Origin of the sequence: Streptomyces hamibioticus, assembly GCF_047946815.1 — a bacterium.
Taxonomy (GTDB): Bacteria; Actinomycetota; Actinomycetes; order Streptomycetales; family Streptomycetaceae; genus Streptomyces.
Genome location: NZ_JBKKQY010000001.1, coordinates 3,786,630 through 3,808,878, shown reverse-complemented (window position 1 = coordinate 3,808,878; position 22,249 = coordinate 3,786,630). Strand labels below are relative to the sequence as shown.

General features: G+C 72.2%; 20 protein-coding genes and 1 tRNA gene. 14 read left to right on the top strand and 7 right to left on the bottom strand.

Translation table 11 applies throughout. The features are described from left to right. Positions 1 to 441: 441 nt before the first annotated feature. Positions 442 to 1,110: a hypothetical protein gene (locus ACLGIH_RS17165; RefSeq protein WP_416526127.1), complete on the top strand. Its 669-nt coding sequence runs from the start codon at positions 442 to 444 to the stop codon at positions 1,108 to 1,110. Between the two features lie 95 nt (positions 1,111 to 1,205). Here the strand turns inward: ACLGIH_RS17165 and ACLGIH_RS17160 are convergent. The 3 genes from ACLGIH_RS17160 to ACLGIH_RS17150 all read right to left on the bottom strand — a co-directional run bounded on the left by ACLGIH_RS17160 (position 1,206) and on the right by ACLGIH_RS17150 (position 2,562). Next, a tRNA-Ser gene (locus ACLGIH_RS17160) sits at positions 1,206 to 1,290 on the bottom strand. Between the two features lie 138 nt (positions 1,291 to 1,428). Further along, on the bottom strand, positions 1,429 to 1,989 hold the full coding sequence (locus ACLGIH_RS17155; protein ID WP_416526126.1) for a hypothetical protein: 561 nt from the start codon (positions 1,987 to 1,989) through the stop codon (positions 1,429 to 1,431). 291 nt (positions 1,990 to 2,280) lie between these two features. Then, positions 2,281 to 2,562: a hypothetical protein gene (locus ACLGIH_RS17150; RefSeq protein WP_416526125.1), complete on the bottom strand. Its 282-nt coding sequence runs from the start codon at positions 2,560 to 2,562 to the stop codon at positions 2,281 to 2,283. Positions 2,563 to 2,826: 264 nt separating this feature from the next. Between ACLGIH_RS17150 and ACLGIH_RS17145 the strand changes: the two genes are divergently transcribed. Beyond that, positions 2,827 to 3,192: a hypothetical protein gene (locus tag ACLGIH_RS17145; protein ID WP_416526124.1), complete on the top strand. Its 366-nt coding sequence runs from the start codon at positions 2,827 to 2,829 to the stop codon at positions 3,190 to 3,192. A gap of 131 nt (positions 3,193 to 3,323) precedes the next feature. On the opposite strand, the gene ACLGIH_RS17140 is transcribed toward ACLGIH_RS17145, so the two are convergent. After that, positions 3,324 to 4,922: a S1C family serine protease gene (locus tag ACLGIH_RS17140; RefSeq protein ID WP_416526123.1), complete on the bottom strand. Its 1,599-nt coding sequence runs from the start codon at positions 4,920 to 4,922 to the stop codon at positions 3,324 to 3,326. A gap of 303 nt (positions 4,923 to 5,225) precedes the next feature. Between ACLGIH_RS17140 and ACLGIH_RS17135 the strand changes: the two genes are divergently transcribed. From ACLGIH_RS17135 to ACLGIH_RS17125, 3 genes are all read left to right on the top strand, one after another. Continuing rightward, positions 5,226 to 6,053, top strand: coding sequence for a glycerophosphodiester phosphodiesterase (locus tag ACLGIH_RS17135; protein WP_416526122.1), 828 nt, complete (start codon positions 5,226 to 5,228; stop codon positions 6,051 to 6,053). Positions 6,054 to 6,192: 139 nt separating this feature from the next. Further along, positions 6,193 to 6,831, top strand: a complete 639-nt coding sequence (locus ACLGIH_RS17130; RefSeq protein WP_416526121.1) for an ATP-binding protein — start codon at positions 6,193 to 6,195, stop codon at positions 6,829 to 6,831. A gap of 153 nt (positions 6,832 to 6,984) precedes the next feature. Continuing rightward, positions 6,985 to 7,947: a DUF5926 family protein gene (locus ACLGIH_RS17125; RefSeq protein WP_416526120.1), complete on the top strand. Its 963-nt coding sequence runs from the start codon at positions 6,985 to 6,987 to the stop codon at positions 7,945 to 7,947. A gap of 257 nt (positions 7,948 to 8,204) precedes the next feature. Here the strand turns inward: ACLGIH_RS17125 and ACLGIH_RS17120 are convergent, their stop codons facing one another. Together ACLGIH_RS17120 and ACLGIH_RS17115 are read right to left on the bottom strand one after the other, a co-directional pair. Continuing rightward, positions 8,205 to 8,864, bottom strand: a complete 660-nt coding sequence (locus ACLGIH_RS17120) for a hypothetical protein (protein ID WP_416526119.1) — start codon at positions 8,862 to 8,864, stop codon at positions 8,205 to 8,207. Positions 8,865 to 9,201: 337 nt separating this feature from the next. Beyond that, positions 9,202 to 9,867: a bifunctional DNA primase/polymerase gene (locus ACLGIH_RS17115; RefSeq protein ID WP_416526118.1), complete on the bottom strand. Its 666-nt coding sequence runs from the start codon at positions 9,865 to 9,867 to the stop codon at positions 9,202 to 9,204. 674 nt (positions 9,868 to 10,541) lie between these two features. Between ACLGIH_RS17115 and ACLGIH_RS17110 the strand changes: the two genes are divergently transcribed. Both ACLGIH_RS17110 and ACLGIH_RS17105 read left to right on the top strand, forming a co-directional pair. Next, entirely contained in the window at positions 10,542 to 11,939 is a 1,398-nt protein-coding gene (locus ACLGIH_RS17110; RefSeq protein WP_416526117.1) for a PP2C family protein-serine/threonine phosphatase, read from the top strand. Between the two features lie 142 nt (positions 11,940 to 12,081). After that, positions 12,082 to 13,545 carry an aminopeptidase P family protein gene (locus ACLGIH_RS17105; protein ID WP_416526116.1) on the top strand — a complete coding sequence of 488 codons (1,464 nt, stop codon included), beginning with the start codon at positions 12,082 to 12,084 and terminating at the stop codon, positions 13,543 to 13,545. Between the two features lie 85 nt (positions 13,546 to 13,630). Here the strand turns inward: ACLGIH_RS17105 and ACLGIH_RS17100 are convergent, their stop codons facing one another. Continuing rightward, positions 13,631 to 14,086 carry an ATP-binding protein gene (locus ACLGIH_RS17100; RefSeq protein WP_416526115.1) on the bottom strand — a complete coding sequence of 152 codons (456 nt, stop codon included), beginning with the start codon at positions 14,084 to 14,086 and terminating at the stop codon, positions 13,631 to 13,633. A 241-nt stretch (positions 14,087 to 14,327) separates the two neighbouring features. On the opposite strand from ACLGIH_RS17100, the gene ACLGIH_RS17095 reads away from it, so the two are divergent. From ACLGIH_RS17095 to pheA, 7 genes are all read left to right on the top strand, one after another. Beyond that, positions 14,328 to 15,152 (top strand): hypothetical protein, encoded by an 825-nt coding sequence (locus ACLGIH_RS17095; protein WP_416526114.1) that lies wholly within the window; start codon positions 14,328 to 14,330, stop codon positions 15,150 to 15,152. A 180-nt stretch (positions 15,153 to 15,332) separates the two neighbouring features. Beyond that, a complete protein-coding gene (locus ACLGIH_RS17090; RefSeq protein WP_416526113.1) occupies positions 15,333 to 16,139 on the top strand; it encodes a YcnI family copper-binding membrane protein in 807 nt (268 codons plus the stop codon). Between the two features lie 92 nt (positions 16,140 to 16,231). Continuing rightward, complete coding sequence (locus ACLGIH_RS17085) at positions 16,232 to 16,882, top strand: SCO family protein (protein ID WP_416526112.1); 651 nt, start codon at positions 16,232 to 16,234, stop codon at positions 16,880 to 16,882. Then, the gene (locus ACLGIH_RS17080; protein WP_416526111.1) at positions 16,879 to 17,391 is read left to right on the top strand and encodes a copper chaperone PCu(A)C; all 513 of its coding nucleotides are present in this window, start codon (positions 16,879 to 16,881) and stop codon (positions 17,389 to 17,391) included. The genes ACLGIH_RS17085 and ACLGIH_RS17080 overlap by 4 nt, the downstream gene beginning before the upstream one ends. 49 nt (positions 17,392 to 17,440) lie before the next feature. Continuing rightward, the gene (locus ACLGIH_RS17075; protein WP_416526110.1) at positions 17,441 to 19,477 is read left to right on the top strand and encodes a copper resistance CopC/CopD family protein; all 2,037 of its coding nucleotides are present in this window, start codon (positions 17,441 to 17,443) and stop codon (positions 19,475 to 19,477) included. Between the two features lie 8 nt (positions 19,478 to 19,485). Further along, entirely contained in the window at positions 19,486 to 20,784 is a 1,299-nt protein-coding gene (gene efeB, locus ACLGIH_RS17070; RefSeq protein ID WP_416526109.1) for an iron uptake transporter deferrochelatase/peroxidase subunit, read from the top strand. Positions 20,785 to 20,874: 90 nt separating this feature from the next. Beyond that, positions 20,875 to 21,807, top strand: a complete 933-nt coding sequence (gene pheA / locus ACLGIH_RS17065; RefSeq protein WP_416526108.1) for a prephenate dehydratase — start codon at positions 20,875 to 20,877, stop codon at positions 21,805 to 21,807. Positions 21,808 to 22,249: the final 442 nt, after the last annotated feature.

Sequence of the window (22,249 nt, the reverse complement as noted above, 5' to 3'; positions counted from 1 at the left end):
GAGACGCCGCGGCGCAGGCCAGGCGGCGCGAGCGCCCCGGAGGAGCCGCCGCCCTCGCCGTCGTGCCGCCACGTGCCCCAGGGAGGCGAGGTGGACGTGTGGGAACCGGTGATCCCCCGCACTGCGGCGGCCCCGCCAATGGCAGGGGTGGACACCGAAATCACCGGCCCATGTCCCCGAACTTGTCAGCACCCGGGGCGGGAACAGCCTAGCCAGGCACACCATTCCGACAGCACATTTCCGCAGCCCCACGCCTCGTCCGTGCGAGTCGACGCCGGTCGGCCCGGCAGCCGTTACGGCGGGGCCGACGTACGCCTCGCACCACTGGTCACGCACCAGGACTTGCCGCCGGGGATCATGAACAGACGCGCATCGCTGACGGGACAGGGCCCGTCAGCGATGACGCTTCAGCTCATCGGAAGCGTGTGCAAGCCTGCCGCCGTGACCACACCCACCTCTGATCTGCTGCCCAGGCCGTTTCTGACGTGCTGGCTCCATTGGATGGCGGTACCGACCGCGGATCAGCCCGGAGTCATGTCCGTACTGGGGCTGACGGACCCGGTACCCGTCTCTTTCAGTTGCGCCGAAGAGGCCGTCGCCGAAGACAGCCATTCCGGGACCGAGAGGCTTGGCCGGGTGTACGTGAGCCCGGAGCTCGACGGGTGGACCCTGGTCATCGGGCGATGGTGCGACCCCTGCGGCAGCGAGCGCTCTGACGATGTGCTGCGCATGTGCCAGGAACTGAGCGCCCGCTACGGCCAGGCACAGGCTTACTGCTACGGCGCTCAGGGCACCGGGTCGGCCTGGCTGGTCACGGAGCACGGAGCGGTCGTGCGGCGCTACTGCGAGACCGGCGAGGGAGAGGACCACTGCCTGACACTGGGCGAACCGCTGCCGATCGAGCGCTCCCGACGAGAGGCCCTGGGGCTTGCCACAAGTTGGGATGCGGCGACCGAGACGGAGGCGGACGAAGAGGAGTGGGCAATGGAGACCATGCACATGGCACCGGACATCGCCACCGAACTCAGTATCAGTCCGCTCGCCCTGACCGCGGAAACCTCGACCTCTGGCATTGGCCTGTTGGTGCGCACTCCGCGCAGCGCATCCTGAGCCCCCGCCATCGCGTGGAACTGCGGTGCCCGCCGGGCGGTGTGCATGACGGCGGCCCCCGACCGTAACGCCTGGTCGGGGGCCGTCCATCACTGCGGTGGGTGTGGGATTTGAACCCACGGTGGCTTGCGCCACGACGGTTTTCAAGACCGTTCCCTTAGGCCGCTCGGGCAACCCACCCTCGCCCCGGCCCACCTGGGGCGGAGCGGGTACAGCCTACCGGCCTCCGGCCTCGGGCGGGGTCCCTGGCCCACGCGGGGCCCACTGGCTCCGCACCACGAGGTCCTTCCACGGGCGGCAGTGCCGGCCTGCGGGTCGTCAGGAGGGGCAGCGCTGCTGCTCCGCAGCCTTGAGCAGGCACTCCCGGTCGTCTGCGCTGATCAGTCCGTCCGGAAGAGTTACGTCCTCCAGCAACGCGCGCAGGGCAGAAGCGTGTGCGGCGAAGACGTCCCTGCACCCCTCGCGTTCCGGGTGATCGCAGTCCTTCCCGTACAGCAGCACCTGGCGTTCATCGTCGGCGTCAACGGGCGGAGACAGCGCTGCGGCAACGACCAGGAGGTCGACCAGTCCGGGCCGCACCGCGATGTCAGGGAGGGCTGCCAGGCGGATCAGGAAGGGCAGGGCAGCCGGCATCGCGGCGCTCACGTGGAAGACGCTGTTCATCAAGACATTGCCCAGCACAGGCAGGGCCTTGGGGCCGACTTCCTCATCCAGGAGACCGCGGAGCAGGACCGGGATCCCGGCAGGGCACCCGGGGATCCGTGACCAGTCGACATCGGCGCAGCCCAGCAGCGCGGGGTGGTCGCACGCAGCTCGCTCCACCTGCGGATGTTCGCGGACGAACCGAGCGACGGCAGCCTCTTTGACCGCCGCGTCCATCACACACATCTCGCTGCCCCTGCCCCCACGCCATCGCCGCGAACGGCGTCCCCGGGACGGAACTCTTCCCGGGACGGGCAACGAACACAAACACCAAGGCCAGCAGTTCCCCCCACCCCAGTCCCGGGGGCGGGGTACCAGCCCGGCAATTCGCAGGCGTCCCGCCCACCGCCTGTCCCATCCTGACCGCTGCCGTCCATGCCAGGAGGGGCCGTCTTTCACGACCGTTCTTTCAGGCCGCTCGGGCAACCCACCCTCGCCCCGGCCCACCTGGGGCGGAGCGGATACCGCCTACCGGCCGTCGCCCGTGCTTCGGGCGTGGTGGTGCACCACGGGTCCGGATACGTCCGGGCCCGCGTCTTCCACGGCACCGTCACCGTCGCCGGGTCCTGCGGAGCGCAGCGTCTGGCTGAGGGCGATGAGGAGGAGCCCGGCGAACAGGAGAGCGTTTCCGCCGAAGAAGCGGGCCTCCCAGGAAGCACTCGGCAGGAGCCCGAAGCAGAAGAGGCCCAGGAGCAGGGGTGAGGCACCTATGAGCAGGGTGCCGAGACCATGGAGTCGTGGCCTGGTCACGTGGCGGCGTGCGGTAGGCAGGAGCCACCCCGTCCGCAGGGTCACGAGACCCGATCCGATCGCCGGCAGACCCAAGAACACGCCCGCGCCTACTATCCATGCCATGGCACTGCTCCGCTCCGCTCAGGTCAGGCCGGGACGCGAGCACAGCCCGGTCCGGGGGTGCCCACATTGTCGCTGGTCCGGCCGTCAACACGGTGATCGCCTTCGTCATCGAGTACATCCCACAGGACCCGCCCGGCACGACGAGTTCATGGGGGAGCCATGGCCTACATGTTCCTTTTCGGCTGCTTCCTCCTGCTGGGCGTGGCCGGTTCGCTGGCAGCCCGCGTCGGGTACCGGGGCAAGGTCTGCGACAGGTCCGACGGCTACGAGGTCCCCGCAGAAGTGAAGGCCGACCCCGTGCTGCGCCGGCGGGCGAACGGCCTGGTGGCGTTTTGGTGCACCGGGGCCGCAGTACTCGGCTTCGCCCCGCTGGTGCCGATCGGCAGCGTCATCCTGAGCGACGGCGGTAAGTCGGTCTCCACCTGGGGGCTCGTGGTCTTCGCGCTCCATGGCCTGGCCGTGGTGATCGTGGGTGCCTACCCGTTCGAGAAGATCAAGCATCTCGGCAAAGCCGCCGGACGCTGATCCACGGCTTCACGTCCCTACGGTTTTCAGGACCGTTCCCTCGGGCTGCTCGGGCAGCCCGCCCCGCACACCGCGCCCCGCACCGTCCATGACCGGCGGTGCGGGGGCCGGGCCGCACGCGCGCGTGGGGGTCAGTCGTCACCGATGCGGGAGCCCAGGGTGAGTTCCACCGTGCGCTCCTTGCCGCCCCGTTCGTAGGTGACCGTGACCTTGTCGCCGGGCTTGTGGGTCCAGATCTCGCCGATCAGGGTCGGGCCGCTGTCGATCACCCGGTCGTCGAGCTTGGTGATGACGTCGCCGGGCTTGAGACCGGCGTCGTCCGCGGGCCCGCCCGGCTCCACGGCCTCGGAGCCGCCGACGCCCTGCTCGGTGATCTGCGCGCCGTCCGTGGTCTCCTCCAGGGAGACGGACGCGCCGATCTTCGCGTACACCGGCTTGCCAGTCTTGATCAGCTGCTGGGCGACGTACTTGGCCTGGTTGATCGGGATGGCGAAGCCCAGGCCGATCGAACCGGCCTGGCCGGTGCCGCCCAGGCCGTTGCTCGCGCTCTGGATCGCGGAGTTGATGCCGATCACGCTGCCCTTGGCGTCCAGCAGCGGCCCACCGGAGTTCCCCGGGTTGATCGAGGCGTCGGTCTGCAGGGCGCTCATGTAGGACGCCTTGCTGCCGGCGCTGCCGTCGCTGGAGGCCACAGGGCGGTTCTTCGCGCTGATGATGCCCGTCGTCACCGTGTTGGACAGGCCGAAGGGGGCTCCGATGGCGATCGTCGAGTCGCCCACGGCGACCTTGTCGGAGTTGCCCAGAGGGAGCGGGTCGAGATCCGAGGGGGCGTTCTTCAGCTTGATGACCGCGACGTCGTAACCCTGGGCGTGGCCGACCACCTCGGCGTCGTACTTCTTGCCGCCGGCGAACGTCGCGGTGAGCTTGCCGCCGTCCACCGCGCCGGCCACCACGTGGTTGTTGGTGACGATGTGGCCCTGCTTGTCGAAGACGAAGCCGGTGCCGGTGCCGCCCTCGCCGCTGTTGCTCTCCGCCTGGATGGTGACCGTACTGGGCAGCGCCTTGGCGGCCACGGCCGCGACCGTGCCGTCGTCGCGCTTGAGGGAGCCGCCGGTGTCGGGTGCGGAGACCGTGGTGGAGCCGGTGCCGTCGTTGTTCTTGGCCAGGGTGTAGCCGAGGCCGCCGCCCAGGCCGCCCGCGACCAGCGCGGCGATCAGGAACCCGGCGACCAGCCCGCCGCGCCCCCGGCCGGGCTTGGGGGCGGGGGGCTGGTACGAGGAGCCCCAGCCGCCGGGGCCGTGTCCGTGGCCTCCCGGGCCGTGACCACCCGCGCCGGGGCCGTAGCCGCTCGGGTCGTAGCCGCCCGCGCCCGAGCCATAGCCATAGCCGCCGGGGCCGTAACCACCCGCCCCGGGTCCGCCCGCGCCCGGTCCGCCCGGCCCCGGTCCGCCGGGTCCGGCGCCATGGCCGGGACCGGGTCCCTGGCCCTGGCCGTGCTCGTGGCCGTGCTCGTGCTCGTGGGTCTCACCGCCGCCGGGTCCCGTGCCGTGCGCCGACGGGGCGGTCGGCGGCTGGGGCGGCGGCCACGAGGCGTCCGGGGGCGAGCTCTGGGTGGCGGGGGCGTCCGCCGAGGGAGCGGGCGGCTGCGGGGAGGCTGCGGGAGAGTCCACCGGCACGGGGGGTGCGGACGGGGCCGGGGGTACCGCGGTGCCCTCGTTCTCGGTGCTCACAGCTTCTCTCCTCGATCCACGGCTGTTGTTCGGTCACACTGGGCCGCCCTCGGCCCCACGCGCGTGCGTGCCGTTCGGCCACGCGCGTGCGCGCTGGTCCGGCGCGATGCACGCGATGCAGCTGGGCAGGCTCTTGTCGTACGTCTTTGTATGTCGTCAGCTTTTCCCACGGGCCGTCAGAGCACCATAAGCGGTTGCTGTGGGTCCGCAGTCGTTTCTTATATAGGACATCCAGGATCAATCGGGCGCCACAACGACCCCTCCGCCGACACGCCTACCCCCGCGCGGTGGCACCATGACGCGGTGACCCACGCACGGCAGCACCGGATTCAAGTCGTCGCCCACCGCGGAGCCTCGGAGGACGCCCCCGAGCACACGCTGGCCGCGTACCGGAAGGCGATCGAGGACGGGGCGGACGCCCTCGAGTGCGATGTCCGGCTGACCGCGGACGGCCATCTGGTCTGCGTCCACGACCGCCGGGTGAATCGTACGTCCAACGGGCGCGGGGCGGTCTCGGCGCTGGAGCTGGCCGATCTGGCCGCCCTGGACTTCGGCTCCTGGAAGATGCGCAAGGCCATCGCCGCCCGCGGCGAGGAACTCGAATGGGAACACCGGCCCGAGGACCGGGAGGTGACCTCCGTCCTCACCCTGGAACGGCTTCTGACGCTGGTGGCCGACGCGGGCCGGCGGGTGGAGCTGGCCATCGAGACCAAGCACCCCACGCGCTGGGCCGGCCAGGTGGAGGAGCGGCTGCTGATATTGCTGAAGCGGTTCGGACTGGACGCCCCGGCCCGCCCCGAGGAGTCGCAGGTGCGCGTGATGAGCTTCTCGGCGCGCTCGCTGCACCGGGTGCGCGCCGCGGCCCCCACCCTGCCGACCGTCCATCTGATGCAGTTCGTCTCACCCCGGCTGCGGGACGGGCGGCTGCCCCCGGGTGTCCGGATCGCGGGCCCGTCGATCCGGATCGTGCGCAACCACCCCACGTATGTCGACCGGTGGAAGCAGGCCGGCCACCAGGTGCACGTGTGGACCGTGAACGAGCCCGCCGACGTGGATCTCTGCGCCGGCCTGGGCGTGGACGCCATCATCACCAACCGGCCACGCGCCGTACTGGACCACCTCGGCCGCTGAACCGTCCCGAGGCCTTGACCCGGCACCCCGGTCTGCCCCATTCTCCGGTCTCGGCCACACCGATGAAATCAAGCCACAGAATGACGGCGCGATTACGGGGAGTGCTCAGGCGCGTTCGGAACGTGTTCGGTCGTGTCGAATGCGTCACCGTACGGGGATCGGCCGGTTTCCGGTTCAGGCCAATGGGGCATTCACACCGTGGCGTGGGGCGAAGGAGGTCTCGGGGGTGGCGTTGGTGGTGGCACAGGAGGTGCCCACGTCGTCGAGCATGGCCGTTCCCCATGGCCCTGCGGGCGTGGGGAGAGCAAGGCACCGCATGCGTGAGCAGTTGCGCGGGAGCGGCGTAGCGGAATCGGTCATCGACGACGCCGTACTGATCCTTTCCGAACTCCTCAGCAACGCCTGCAAACACGGCCGGCCACTGGGCGATGCCCTGGCCGGGGACGGCGACGTCCGCGCCGCGTGGCGGGTGGACGCCGGCGGCCGGCTCGTCGTCGAGGTGACGGACGGCGGCGGCCCGACCCGTCCGGCCCCGGCGACCCCGTCGGTCACGGCGCACGGCGGACGCGGGCTGAACATCATCACCGCGCTGGCCGACGACTGGGGCGTACGGGACGATGCCCGCGGCGAGGTCACGGTCTGGGTCGTCGTCCACGGCGACGTGCACGACCCGGACGCCGGGCACCGCCGCGACGACTTCGCCACGCGGGTCGCGGCCCCGGCGGTGTCCGAGATACCGGGCCTGGAGTTCGCGGACGTGTTCGACGAGCTGGGCTGACCCGAGACCCTCGCTTCCGGCTTCCGGCACGCCCTCCCCGGTTGCCCACCGGTGCCGCCGGCCGCCTCGTTGTCCACAGGGGCCCGTCGGCCGCGGTGTGAACGGCTAGGCTCGCGCCCGTACGAGAAGAGCCGTAACCGGGAGACACCCACGATGGCCAAGAAGCGAGCCCAGACGAAGGCCAAGCGCCCGCAGATCGAGGGAGAGATCCCGGTCGTCGGCGCCCGCGAGCCCTGCCCCTGCGGCAGCGGCCGCCGCTACAAGGCCTGCCACGGCCGGGCCGCCGCACAGGCCGTGACCGAGCTGGTGCAGCGCCCGTTCGAGGGCCTGCCCGGCGAGTGCGACTGGGTGGCGCTGCGCGAGCTGGTGCCGGCGGCCACGGTCGGGCTGACGCTCAAGGACGGCCTCCCCGAGGGCGTCCCGTCCGTCACGCTGGCCACCGTCCTGCCCATGGCCTGGCCGGCCCTGCGCCGCGACGACGGCTCGGTCCTGATCGGCCTGCAGAACGACACGGCGTCCGGCGACATCAGCCGCGACCTCGCCGACACCCTGCAGCGCGCCCTGACCGCCGACCCGGGCTCCCCGGTGCAGTCCCGCCGCGCTCCGGCCGACGCCCCCCGGCTGCAGGACCTGCTCGACCCCGAGGGCGCCTTCGAGCCGGTGGTGCACGAGGGCTTCGAGTTCTGGGTCCCGGACGCGGAGAACGCCACGCCCGAGGTGGCCGCTTCGCTGGAGCGGGCCAACGCCGCCGCCATCCCGACCGTCCGGCTGCAGGGCGTGGACGCCGCCTACTGGTGCCGGACGCCGGAGAAGAACCACCTGCGCTGGGTCATGCCGCACCCGGAGGAGCAGCTTCTGGACGCTCTCGCCCGGCTGCACGCGGCGGGCCGCTCCAGTCTCGGCGAGGGCACGCGGCTCGTCGGTTCCTTCCGCGCCCACGGACTGACCGTCCCGGTCTGGGACCTGCCGAGCGAGGTCACGGCGCAGGACGTGGAGAAGCCGGCGGCCGAGTTCGCCGAGCGCCTCGCCGAGGCTCTGGCCACGGACGCGCCGCTCACGGCGGACGAGCGCCGGGCGCGCGGCGGCCTCACCAACCGCCAGGTCACGCTCAGCTGACGCACGGCCGCGCGGGCCGGGCTCCCACTGACCGACCGATCAGCTGGAGCCCGGCTCGAGGGACGGGTGACTCCGGTCACAGGGATGCACAACTCCCGGTCGAGACAAGCCAGTCGGTGACCAGAAACGCGGTGATCGAATTTGCTAACCGCCGATCTCTTGTTACCGTTTCAGTAGCCCGGTTGCTGGTGCATCCCCCGTCGCCAGCAACCGGGCCTTTTCATGCGCCCGGCGCCTCACCGACCGCGACCCGCGCGTCAACTGCCCGCTTCCCCGGGTGGGTTGCTCCCGGAGCGCAACAGGAGCGGCCCGTACCCGGCGCGGTCCGCGAACTCCGCCACGGCGGTGTACGCCGACGGTTCGCCGCGGGTGCGCTGCCGGGGCGTCTCGCAGGTCCCCGGCTCGTCCTCGGCCCCCACGGCGCAGCGCGTCCGCAGGGTGCGGTCGCCGGGCCCCATGAGGCTGAGTACGGCGTCCAGGGCGTCGCCCGTCGCGTTGCGGTAGTAGATGCGCGCCCAGGTCTCCTCGCCCTGGTTCAGTACGCAGGTCTGCGCCTCGATGCCGCCGGGGGAGGCCAGCTCGGGGCCGCAGCGCACGGCGGTGGCCGGGCCGGGGTCGAGCGCCGTCGGAGTACGGAGGCCTGGCGCGGACCCGGCGGCGAAAGCCGGTCCGCCCACGGGGCCGCGCGGCCGGCCGTCGCCGGGACCGCCCGGCCGGCCGTCATCGGAGCCGGGCGCGGCCGCCTTGCCGTCGACTCGGTCACGCGCCGGCGTGTCATCTCCCGCGGCTTCCCCGGGCCGACCGGACCAACCCGGCCGACCGGACCCACCGGTCTCCCCGGACCCCGCGGTCGCCACGGCGTAGGGCAGCACCACCGCGCACGCCACGACGCCCACCAGGGCGAGCAGACGGAGCATGCGGTCGTCCGGCCCGGCACCCCCGGCACGCCCGCCCCGCCCGACGCGGTCTCGCGGCGACGCGGCCCGGTGGCCACCGGGGCGGAAGCGGTACGCCTCAGGACGAAGGCCGTAGGCCGCGGGGTGAGCGCCGTAGGCCGCGGGGTGAGCGCCGTAGGCCGCGGGGTGAGCGCCGTAGGCCGCGGGACGATCGCCGTACGCACCGGGATGAACGCCGTACGCCTCGGGTCGGGCCCGGTGCCCCTCGGGACGGACGCGGTGCTCCGCGGGATCAAGCGGCATGGAGCGGACGATAACGACCGCGGGCGGGCGCCGGGCCCGCCCGCGCCCGACACCCCTACAACTCGGGTGCGCTCACACCCGTACGAGTGAGGGCGTCGACCACCGCGTCCACCACGGCCTCCACGTCCGGCACCCAGGGCGAGGCGGAACCGGGCAGCGGCGCGCGCTCCCAGCGGACGGCTCCCCGGCCGGTCTCGGACGGGGGCAGCGCCAGATAGCCGCCCTCGCCGTGGAAGCGGAGGGAGCCGGGGACGAAGTCCTTGGCGTAGAGCAGCTCGCCCAGCTGCTCCATGGAGTACGGCTTGACCAGGAACGACCAGCGGGCGGAGGAGGCGACGACCGGGCCGAGCCGCATGCCCCTGCGGTCCAGCGCGGCCAGGGCGCGGGCGGCCGGCAGGGCGGGCAGCGAGACCGCGCACGGGGCCTTGCCGCCGGTGGCCAGGACGATGGGCGCCGCGGGCCGGTTGGCCCACCACCAGCGGACCATGCGCGCGTCGGTGGTGGCCGCGAGGAGGCCCGGGTCGAAGGGATGGGCGCCGGGCACCGTGCACTCGGGGTCGGGGCAACCGCAGCGGCCCTGCCGCTCCGGATCCGCCGCCACGCCCGGGAGGACGGGCCACTGCCATTCCGTCGCGTAGGTCAGGGCCGCGCTGATCAGGTCAGGCCCCCCGTCACCGCGCTTGGACAGGGGCCTGCGTCGCCTTCCGAGGATCTCGCGCATGAGCGCTCGTTCCTTTCCGTTGCACGCTGGCAACACCGTGGGCCGCATCACACCATGACTCGATCACTTCGCTGTGCGTAGCTGTTGGCGCATCACACCCCCGCCGGAGACAGGGGGAACCCCAATAAACCCCAGAGGGGCCGAGCATTGACTGCGTCCGCGGCCGTCGGGCCGTCCCGGTACTGCGACCGTTACGGCTGTTCCGGCCGTTACGTCCATACTGCGTCTGGCAAAAGCATGGGCGTGGCGCGGGGGTGGCGAAGTCTGGCGTTTTGCCGTCCCGCGTATTTCTTGCCGCCTCCGCCACGGGAGGATGGGGCTCGGTCGTCGGTGGATAGGACGCCCGGGTGCCGCGCCAGGTTCCGGGCGGTTCCCAACCACCCCTGGCCTTCACCGAGTACGTACCCATCACGACCGTTGTGACGCTCCGTGGAGCACCCCCAGTCGACCGCAACAAGCCGTCCTCTAGGGCAGTTTCAAGCCAAGTTTACATTTTCGCAAGGGGGTGCGAAGGAGGTCCCTTGAACCCCACGGACACCAGGAATCCCAGCAGGACAATGCTGGACATCTCCTCACGAGTGCGTGTACATGTGGAGACACTGCTAGCGACGCAGAATGACATGGGGGTTTGCGATGCTTTTGAGCAGTAAGCGCCGGTCGGAAAGCCGGCTGCCATGAACGCCCCGCACCCTCCGAAAGTGGCCGGAATCGATTCTGTGGTTCCCGCCCCCGCACACACTGTCGCGTCCGCGGCCACGGGTGCCTCCCCGCTGCCCCCGCCCACCTCCCCCGGCGCCCCGGGCGCCCTGCTCCAGGACCGCCTCGCCGGCTGGGTCTCGGACCTCACGACCCTGCATGAGCTGACCGAACGCCTGGCCCGCACCCACACCCTCGCCGAAGCGCTCCAGGAGCTGCTGCGCGCCGGAGCCGCCCTGGTGGGCGCCCGGCGCGGTTTCGTCGTACTGGAACCGGGCGACGGACTCGGCCCGGACACCACCGTCGGCCTGGGCCTGACCCGCGCCGATCTCGGCCACCTGGAGACGGTGCCGCGCGCCGCCGTGGCGTACGGACGCGTCCTGGAAGGCCTGGCCGGAGGCGAGGAGGGCATCGCGCAACCCGACCTGTTCGCCGAGCAGGAACTCGACCCCCGGCACCGCGAGGTCGCCGTCCGGCTCGGCTACGCCGCCGGCTACACGCTCCCCCTGCGCACCGACCACGCCGGCCGCCTCGGGGCCGCCGTATGGCTCTACGACGAGCCGGCCGAGCCGCTCCAGCGGCAGCGGCACCTCGTCGGGCTCTACGCGCGCTACGCCGCCGAGCACCTCGCCCGGTTGCTGGAGGTCGAGCGCACGCGCGCGTGCATGACGACCATGTCCGAGGAACTGCTGCCCTCGCGCCTGCCCCGGGTCGCCGGCGTGCAGCTCGCCGCCCGGCACCGCACCGGCCCGCGCGGCGGCGGCGACTGGTACGACGCGCTGCCGCTGCCCGACGCCGCGCTCGGGCTGGCCGTCGGCTCCGTCACCGGTTCCGGACCCAGCGCGGTGGCGGCGATGGGCCGACTGCGCGCGTCCCTGCGGGCGTACGCCGTGATGGAGGGCGAGGACCCGGTGGCCGTCCTGTCCGACCTGGAGCTGCTGCTGCGGCTGACCGAGCCGGCCCGCTCGGCCACCGCCCTGTTCGGCTACTGCGAGCCCGCGCTGCGCCGGATCACGCTGGCCGGTGCCGGGCACACCCCGCCGCTGCTGGTCGGCGAGCGGCGCACGGAGTTCGTCGAGACGTCCGTGTCCGCGCCGCTGGGCATGCTGGCGTGCTGGGAGGCGCCGAGCGTGGAGGTGCAGGCGGAACGCGGAGAGACGGTTCTGCTGTACACCGACGGGCTGCTGCACCGCACCGGCGACGCCTCCGACCGCGCCTTCGCCCGGCTGCACGCGGCGGCGGCCGGCGTACCGCGGGCGGCGCGGCAGGACCCGGACGCCGTCGCCGAACACGTCCTGCGCACGGTGCTGCCGGACGGACTGGACGCGAGCGACGGCGAGGAGGACGTCGTACTGCTGGCCGTGCGGTTCGAATAACGGACGGCGCACCCTGGGACGGCTGTCCGGACAGCGGACGGCGGTCCCGTCCTGCGGCCCACGGTGTAACAGGTCCTTCGGCCCTGGGCCCCCTTCCGCCCGACCGTACGATGGGGGGTGGTCCAGTGCCGTATCAAGGAGGATGACCGTGGCCGAGGAGTTCCCGGAGACCCCGGAAACCACTGAGGAAGAGCCGATCAAGCAGCGCAAGAACGGCCTGTACCCGGGCGTGTCCGACGAACTGGCCGAGAACATGAAGTCCGGCTGGGCCGACACCGAGCTGCACGACCTGGAGCCGATCGCCCAGGCCGCCGAGACCGCCGCCCGGCGCGACACGCTCTCCGCGCGCTTCCCCGGCGAGCGCCTGGTCATCCCCGCGGGCAACCTGAAGACGCGCTCGAACGACACGGAGTATCCCTTCCGCGCCTCGGTCGAGTACGCCTACCTCACCGGAAACCAGACCGAGGACGGCGTGCTCGTCATGGAGCCGGCCGCCGAGGGCCACCACGCCACGCTCTACCTCCTGCCCCGCTCCGACCGCGAGAACGGCGAGTTCTGGCTGGACGGCCAGGGCGAGCTGTGGGTCGGCCGCCGCCACTCCCTCACCGAGGCGGAGAAGCTGTACGGAATCCCGGTCTCCGACGTGCGCGAGCTGCCGGACGCGCTGCGCGAGGCCACTGGCCCGGTGCGCGTCGTGCGCGGCCACGACGCCGGCATCGAGGCTGCGCTGACCGACAAGGTCACCGCCGAGCGCGACGAGGAACTGCGCGTCTTCCTCTCCGAGATGCGGCTGGTCAAGGACCAGTTCGAGATCGGCGAACTGCAGAAGGCCGTCGACTCCACCGTGCGCGGCTTCGAGGACGTCGTGAAGGTCCTCGACAAGGCCGAGGCGACGAGCGAGCGTTACATCGAGGGCACGTTCTTCCTCCGCGCGCGCGTGGAGGGCAACGACGTCGGCTACGGCTCCATCTGCGCCGCCGGTCCGCACGCCTGCACGCTGCACTGGGTGCGCAACGACGGCCCGGTCCGCTCCGGCGACCTGCTGCTGCTCGACGCGGGCGTGGAGACGCACACGTACTACACCGCCGACGTCACCCGCACGCTCCCGGTCAACGGCCGCTACACCGAGCTGCAGAAGAAGATCTACGACGCGGTGTACGAGGCCCAGGAGGCCGGCATCGCGGCCGTGCAGCCGGGCGCCAAGTACCGGGACTTCCACGACGCCGCGCAGCGCGTACTGGCCGGGAAGCTGGTCGAGTGGGGCCTGGTCGAGGGCCCGGTCGAGCGGGTGCTGGAGCTGGGCCTGCAGCGCCGCTGGACGCTGCACGGCACCGGGCACATGCTCGGCATGGACGTCCACGACTGCGCCGCCGCGCGGACCGAGACGTACGTGGCCGGCGTCCTGGAGCCCGGCATGGTGCTGACCGTCGAGCCGGGACTGTACTTCCAGACCGACGACCTGACCGTGCCGGAGGAGTACCGCGGCATCGGTGTGCGGATCGAGGACGACATCCTCGTCACCGAGGACGGCAACCGGAACCTGTCGGCCGCGCTGCCCCGGCGGTCGGACGAGGTCGAGGCCTGGATGGCCGCCCTGAAGGGCTGACGCCGGGGCCCTGACGATTCAGGTGTCGGGTGGGCGTCTCGCGGGTGGTGCGTCTCGCGGGTGGTGCGTCTCGCGGGTGGTGCGGTCACACCGCCACCAGCGGGGCGTCCTCCCGCCATTTGAGGATCTTGTCGAAGCTGACCACGGCCCCGCCACGCCCCGGGGTGCTGCCGATGTGCACGTGGTCGGCCAGCTCTCTGATCAGGCACAGACCGCGTCCGCTCTCGGCGTCGCCGCCCGCACAGCGCACCGGTGCGGCCGCGGGGGCCGCGGAGAACCCGGGGCCGGTGTCGGCGACCTCGATGCGGCACCGCTCACCGTCCAGATAGGCGGTGACGCGGTACGCCTCCTCGCAGCCCTCCGGGCCGCTGTCCCCGCCGTGCTCCACGGCGTTGGCGCAGGCCTCGCTGAGGGCGACGGAGAGGTCGTAGGAGATGTCGGGGTCGACGCCCGCGGTCTCCATCGTGCCGAGCAGCAGGCGGCGGGCCAGGGGCACGCTCGCAGCCTCGCGCCGCAAATGGAGTGACCACCAGATGCTCATGCTCCAGCCTCCCGGCCGCGGCTCGACATACCGTTACGTATTGCCCCGCGCGCCCGGGCGTAAGCACCGTCGCGGCGCAACACCGCCCGTACGGCGGATGCGTCCCCGCGGCGGCCGGTGTATGCGCGGACGCACGACGGCCACTCCGGACGGATCGTGATCTTCCGGTCGTACCGCACACAGGGCATCTTGTGGACCTGCCGTACGGTGCCGGCGGAGCCAGTGCGATGATGAGCCCGCCATGACTGCCCCCCACCCGCCTTCGGCACGCTCCGGACACGATCTCCGGATTCTGCGGGCCGCGGTGTTCGCCGCGGTCTGCGTCGTGCTGGCCGCGGCGGGGCACACGCTCGCCTCCTGCGCGGCGGTTCCGCTGTGGTCGCTGGGCGCGGGGTTCCTCGGGGTGGCCGTCGTGGCGGCACCGCTCGCCGGGCGCGAGCGCTCGCTGCCGGGCATCGCCGCACTGCTCGCGGCCGGACAGCTGGTGCTGCACTCGCTGTTCGGGCTGGGGCAGCACGGGAGTACGGCGGTCACCGCGACGGCGCAGTCGGCGGGATCCCTGTCCGACGCCTCCCTGGTACAGCAGGCCGCACGGCTGGTGTGCGGAGCCGGCGCGGCGGCGATCAGCCCCGCCCAGGCGGAGCGCATCCTGGCCGACGCGCGGGCCGTCGAGGGCGCCGGGGCGCACCAGCACACGGACGCCCTGTCCGCCACCGTCGACCCCTCGGCCTCGCTGCTGCCGTCGCTGCCGATGCTGCTCGGCCACGTGCTCGCCGCGGCGGCCGCGGGCTGGCTGCTGCGCCGGGGAGACCTGGCCCTGGCACGCCTGGTCGACCTGTCGGCGCAGTCGGCGCACGCGGTCGCCGAGGAAACCCTCGTACGCTCCCTGCGCGGAGCGCTCGCGCTGGTTCGCGCGCTGTGCGCCGGGCTGCCGGACGCCCCCGAGGGGGACGCGCGCCTGCCGCGTACCGCCGTGCTCGCGCCGCCCGCCCCCCGTACCACCGCACTCCAGCACACGGTGATCCGGCGCGGCCCGCCCGCCGTCGCCCTCGCCCTCGCCGCCTGACACGACGCGACCACCGCTCCGCCACATCCGGCATGTCCGGAGACATGCCGGGGACGGACGGGCCGCCGTCATGCGGCACGCGCGCGTGCATGCGTTTCGGCCGTGCCCGCGCCTCGCTCACCGTCCTGTTCCCGCACCGGTGCACTGCACCGGGCCTCACGGAAGCGGAGTGCTCCGTCCATGAAGGTTTCGTCCCTGAACGTTTCGTCCCTGAACGTTTCGTCTCCGGCGGCTTCGAAGGCCACTCGCCTCGCCGCCGTCGGCGCCCTCGCCGGCGCCGCCGTCCTCGTCCTGTCCTCCCCCGCCTTCGCGCACGTCAGTGTGCAGCCGGAGGGCACGGCCGCCAAGGGCGGCTACGCGACGGTCAACTTCAAGGTCCCCAACGAGCGGGACAACGCCTCCACCACCAAGCTGGAGGTCACCTTCCCCGCCGACCACCCGCTGTCGTCGGTGATGCCGGCGCCGGTACCCGGCTGGAAGGCCAAGGTGACCAAGGGGAAGCTGGACAAGCCGATCGAGTCGCACGGCAACAAGATCACCGAGGCCGTGACCAAGGTGACCTGGACCGCCGACGGGGACGGCATCCGGCCCGGCTTCTTCCAGAAGTTCCCGGTGTCCGTCGGCGCGCTGCCCGAGGACACCGACGAGCTGGTGTTCAAGGCGATCCAGACGTACTCCAACAAGGAGGTCGTGCGCTGGATCGAGGTGCCGCAGGAGGGCCAGGAGGAGCCCGAGCACCCGGCCCCCGTGCTCGCACTGTCCGCCGCGGAGGACGACGCCCACGGCGGCTCGGGCAGCTCGGGTGCCTCGGGCGAGGAGGCCGGTGGCGACGCCGAGCCGGCCGCCCGGAACACCGCCGCCGCCGACGCCGGCTCCGGCGACGGCACCGACACCACCGCCCGTGTCCTGGGCGTCGTCGGCATCGTCGTCGGCGCGGCGGGCGTGGCCTACGGCGTGCTCGCCGGGCGTCGGCGCGGCACCGCCTGACCCACCTGCTCGTCCGGTGCGCACCGGGGTCCGGGCTACGGTCCGGGCACCCCGGTGCGCACCGGAGCACCTCACATCTGGGACATTTCTCTATGCGCAAGAAGACCTTCGCGGCGGCAGCGCTGCTCGCCGCCGCCTCTCTGACCCTGTCCGCCTGCGGCAGCGGCAACGACAGTGACAAGCCGGTCACCATGGTGTCCGAGGACACCACCCAGAAGGCGGCCACCGTCCTCGACAAGCCGTTCGACAAGCCGGACCTGGTCCTCACCGACACCCACGGCAAGCAGTACGACCTTCGAGAGCGGACCGCGGGCAAGCCGACCCTGATCTACTTCGGCTACACCCACTGCCCCGACGTCTGCCCGCTGACGATGAGCAACATCGCCGTGGCCAAGAAGGAACTGCCCAAGGCGGAGCAGGACCGGCTGCGGGTCGTGTTCGTCACCACCGACCCCGAGCGGGACACCCCCGACGCGCTCGGCGAGTGGCTCAAGGGCATCGACCCCGACTTCATCGGCCTGACCGGCGACTTCGACACCATCCAGGCCGGTGCCCGCTCCATCGGCATCTCCATCGACGCGCCCACCAAGGACAAGAACGGCAAGGTCGTCTCGATGCACGGCACCCGGGTCGTCGCCTTCTCCCCGAAGACCGACGCCGGGTACGTGCTCTACGACGAGGACGCCCAGGTCGGCGACTACAGCAAGGGCCTCCCCAAGATCATGAAGGGGGAGAAGCCGTGAGGTACCGGTTCGGCCGGTCCGCCGGCTTCCGCCGGGCCGCCGCCGTGCCCGCCGCGGCCGTGGCCGGCGCCCTGATACTCGCGGGCTGCGGCTCGGACGGCTCCGGGTCGGACGGCCCGGGGCCGGACGAGGGCGCGGACCTCGCCGTCAGCGCCGCCTACATGCCGCAGCCGGTCTCCGACCTGGCCGCCGGCTTCCTGACCATCGCCAACGACGGCGGCGCCGAGGATCGGCTGACCTCGGTCACCAGCGACATCGGCGAGGTCACCGTGCACGAGACGGCCGACGGAACGATGCAGGAGGTCGACAGCCTCCCCATCCCCGCGCACGGCCGGCTCGTGCTGGGGAGCGGCGGGAACCACCTGATGTTCGAGAAGCTGAAGCGCAAGCCGAAGCAGGGTCAGACCGTCTCCATCGAACTCCACTTCGCCCACTCCGACCCCGTCACGGTCGAACTGCCGGTGAAGCCGGCCACGTACCGGCCCGACTCCGGACATTCGGGGCACTGAACCGCCCCGGACGCTCCGGGCCGCTCCGGTCACCGAGGGAGGGACCACCTTGACGCAGACCATCGCCCCGCGGGTGAGAACCCTGGTGCTGCTCCTGGCCGCGGCCTGCGCGCTGCTGGCCGCCGCCGGCCCGGCATCCGCGCACGCCGCGCTGACCGGGAGCGACCCCCGGCAGGGGGCGGTGGTCGACAAGGCCCCGGCCCAGGTGTCGCTGACCTTCTCCGAGACGGTGTCACTGGACTCCGACTCGCTGCGCGTCCTCGACCCCAAGGGCAAGCGCGTCGACGACGGCGAGCCGTCCGGCACCGACGGCACGACGTACGCCGTGAAGCTGCGCGCGGGACTGCCCGACGGCACGTACACGGTGGCCTACCAGGTCGTGTCCGCCGACAGCCACCCCGTCGCCGGTGCCTTCACCTTCTCCGTCGGCGCCCCGTCCGAGACCTCCGTCTCGGTCTCCGGCCAGCAGGCCGGCGGTGGGGTCGTCGGACTGCTGTACGGCCTCGGGCGGTACGTGTCGTACGCCGGGTTCACCGTGCTGGTGGGCGGCGCCGCCTTCGTGCTCGCCTGCTGGCCGCGCGGGTCGGGGGTGCGGGCCGTGCAGCGGCTCGTGGTCTCCGGCTGGCTGGCGCTCACCGCCTCCACGCTGGTCCTGCTGCTGCTCCGCGGCTCCTACACCGGCTCCGGGAAGGTCGGAGACGTCTTCGACCTGGAACTGCTCGGGCAGGTGCTGCAGACCAAGACGGGCGCCGCCCTCGTGTCCCGGCTGCTGCTGCTCGCCGCGGCGGCGCTGTTCGTCGCCGTGCTCTTCGGGGCGTACGACAAGCGGGAGGACGCCGAGAAACGGGGTCTGGCCTTCGGGCTCGCGATCGGCGGGACGGTCGTCGCGGCCGGGCTCGCGGCCAGCTGGGCGATGTCCGAGCACGCCTCGGTCGGGCTCCAGGCGGGCATCGCCATGCCCGTCGACATCGTCCACCTGCTGTGTGTCGCCGCCTGGCTCGGCGGGCTCACCGCACTGCTCGTCGCGCTGTACCGGGCGCCCGCGGACACGCCGGTCGAGTCGTCCGCCGTACGCCGGTTCTCGCGGCTCGCCTTCGGCAGCGTGGTCGCCCTGGTGGCGACCGGCGTGTACCAGTCCTGGCGCCAGCTGGGCTCCTGGACGGCGTTCACCGACACCCGGTACGGACAGCTGCTGCTGGTCAAGCTCGGGCTCGTGGTCGTGCTGGTCGGCATCGCGTTCACGTCCCGGCGGTGGACCGCTCGGCTGGCGGACGCGGTGCCGGGTGTGGTGAAGGTGCACGCGGAGGAGAAGGAACAGGTGGGGGCTCGTGCCGCCGCCGTGCCCGCGTCCGCCGGGGCCGAGGCGGAGGCGGAAGCGGAAGCGGAAGCGGAAGCGGAAGCGGAAGCCGAGAGCAACGATGCCGAGCGCACCGATGACCGGCCCATGGCTGCCGAGCCCACCGATGACCGGCACACCGCTGCCGAGCCCACCGACGCCAAGCGGGCCGCGCAGCTCGCCCGGCAGCGGGCCGCGGTGGATGCCGCACGCCTGAAGCGGCTGCGAGACGCCGACCCCCACCGCTTCGGACTGCGCCGCTCCGTACTCGCCGAGGCCGGCGTCGCCGTCGTCCTGCTCGCCGTCACCACCGCCCTGACCCAGACCGAACCCGGACGGACGGTGGAGGAGGCCAAGGCGGCCACGTCGTCGTCCTCCTCGTCATCGTCGTCGTCCGCCGCCCCGTCCGGGGCACTGACCCTGGACATGCCGTACGACACCGGCGGCAAGGACGGCAAGGGCGTCGTACGGATCGACCTCGACCCGGCGCGCGTGGGCGCCAACGAGGTCCATGTCTACGCCACCCGGCCGGACGGACGCCCCGTCGACATTCCCGAGGTGAAGATCGCCTTCACCCTGGAGTCCCAGGACATCGGGCCCCTGCCCGTCGTCCCCGACCACATCACCACCGGACACTGGTCGGCCGGCGGAGTGCAGATTCCCATGGCCGGCGACTGGGAGGTCGCCGTGACCGTGCGGACCTCCGACATCGACCAGGTGACCGTCAAGAAGAACGCGCAGATCGGCTGAACCGCACCATGGCTGACCAGTCCATTCCACAGGCCCGCACCCCCGAGGCGGCGGCCGGTGACCCCGGCGCCGGCCAGATCCCGTCACCGGGCGGCATCTCGCGTCGCCGGCTGCTCGGCACCGCCGGTGCCACCGGCCTGGTGCTCGGCGCGGCGGGCGCGGCCACCGGATACGCCGCCGCGCCCTCCAGGGCGACGCCGCTGACCTCGCTCGGCGCGGATCAGGTGATGTTTCACGGGAAACATCAGCCCGGCATCACCACCCCGATGCAGGCCTGCGGCCACCTCGTCGCCTTCGACCTGGCGGCGGGCGCCGGCCGCAAGGAGGCCGCGGCACTGCTGCGCCGCTGGTCCGAGACCGCGCGGCGGCTGATGGCGGGCGAGCCGTCGGGCTCCGACGACACTGCCGTCGCCCGGGATGCGGGGCCCTCCTCCCTCACCGTCACCTTCGGCCTCGGTCACAGCTTCTTCGGCCGGACCGGGCTGGAGAAGCAGCGGCCGGCCTCCCTGGACCCGCTGCCCGACTTCTCCTCCGACCACCTCGACAAGGCGCGCAGCAACGGCGACCTGTGGGTGCAGATCGGTGCCAACGACGCCCTGGTCGCCTTCCACGCCCTGCGGGCGATCCAGAAGGACGCCGGATCGGCGGCCCGGGTCCGGTGGCAGATGAACGGCTTCAACCGCTCGCCGGGCGCCACCGCCCACCCCATGACCACCCGCAACCTCATGGGCCAGGTCGACGGCACCCGCAATCCGAAGCCGAGCGAGGCCGACTTCGACGAGCGGATCTTCGTGTCTGCGTCGGGCGGCGAGGACCCGGCGTGGATGGCGAACGGCTCCTACGCCGTCGTACGCCGCATCCGCATGCTGCTGGACGACTGGGAGAAGCTGTCGGCCAGGGAGCAGGAGGGCGTCATCGGGCGTCGCAAGTCCGACGGGGCGCCGCTGTCCGGAGGCGGCGAGACCACCGAGATGGACCTGGAGAAGACCGACGAGGCCGGGAACCTGGTCGTCCCGATCAACGCGCACGCCCGGATCACCCGCCCCGACCAGAACGGGGGCGCGGCGATGCTCCGGCGCCCCTTCTCGTACCACGACGGCTTCGACACGGACGGCGTGCCCGACGCGGGCCTGCTGTTCATCTGCTGGCAGGCCGATCCGCTGCGCGGCTTCGTGCCGGTGCAGCGCAAGCTGGACCGGGGGGACGCGCTGTCGGCGTTCATCCGGCACGAGGCCAGCGGCCTGTTCGCGGTGCCCGGCGGGGCGGCGGAGGGTGAGTACGTGGGGCAGCGGCTGCTCGAAGGCTGACGGCTCCGCCCCGGGCGGACGGGTCACCCAGGGGAGGGGCTCCGGTGAGACACGAGGGCCGCGATTCCGTGGGCCCATTAGGGTGAGGTCATGCCAGCCAGTTACGCGTATCTCGGCCCCGAAGGCACCTTCACCGAAGTCGCTCTGCGCACCCTTCCCGAGGCGGCGACCCGGGAGCTGGTCCCGTACGTGTCGGTCCAGTCCGCGCTCGACGCGGTCCGGGCCGGCGAGGCCGAGGCCGCCTTCGTGCCGATCGAGAACTCCGTCGAGGGCGGCATCACCACCACCCTCGACGAGCTGGTCGCCGGCCAGCCGCTGATGATCTACCGCGAGGTGCTGCTGTCGATCACCTTCGCGCTGCTGGTCCGCCCCGGCACCAAGCTGTCGGACATCAAGACGGTCACCGCCCACCCGGCAGCGCAGCCGCAGGTGCGCAACTGGCTCAAGGCGCACCTCCCGGACGTGGCCTGGGAGTCGGCCGCCTCCAACGCGGACGGCGCCCGCCTCGTCCAGGAGGGCCGGTACGACGCCGCCTTCGCCGGCGAGTTCGCCGCCTCCCGGTACGGACTGGAGGCGCTGGAGACGGGGATCCACGACGCCGAGAACGCCCAGACGCGGTTCGTGCTGGTGGGCCGCCCCGCCCGGCCGGCCGCGCCGACCGGTGCCGACAAGACCTCCGTCGTGCTGTGGCAGCGCGACGACCACCCTGGCGCGCTGCGCGACCTGCTGGGTGAGTTCGCCACCCGGGGCATCAACCTGATGCTGCTCCAGTCCAGGCCCACCGGTGCCGGCATCGGCAACTACTGCTTCTGCATCGATGCCGAGGGGCACATCTCCGACCGGCGGGTGGCCGAGGCCCTGATGGGGCTGAAGCGGATCTGCCTCCAGGTGCGGTTCCTCGGGTCGTACCCCCGCGCGGGCCTGACGCCGGCCGAGGTGGGTGCGCTGCATCCGGGCACCTCGGACGAGGAGTTCGTGGCGGCGGCGGACTGGGTGGCGCGCTGCCAGGACGGCCGGTTCTGAGCTGTCCTGCGCCGGCCGTCGTATCGGCTGATTGTCGTTGTCCACAGAAGTTATCCACAGGTCCGCTTCTCGACCTGGGGACAAGTCGACAACGAAGCGTGATTCAGTCGACAAATCGCCCGGCAGGCACCATCTCCGCCCCCAGGGCCGCAGGTCACCCTTCGTCCACCTGTTTCTTGCCCACCATCCTCCGGAGTGACCCGTTTCCACTCGAACGTGGACGTGCGAGGGGTTTGGGCCGGGAATTGCCCGCCCCGGACAACCGATCGGGAATGATCAATCCCGGAGTCCACAGATCTTTCGCACAGGCTGTGGATAACTTTCGGGAGCTGTGGATTCCTGTGGACAGCCCCGCCCCCAAGTCCCGTTCTCCACAAGGGAATCCGGTCAACTCTCCACCTCCGCACTGCCTCGTTCCAGGGAATGAGACGCTGTTTATTGA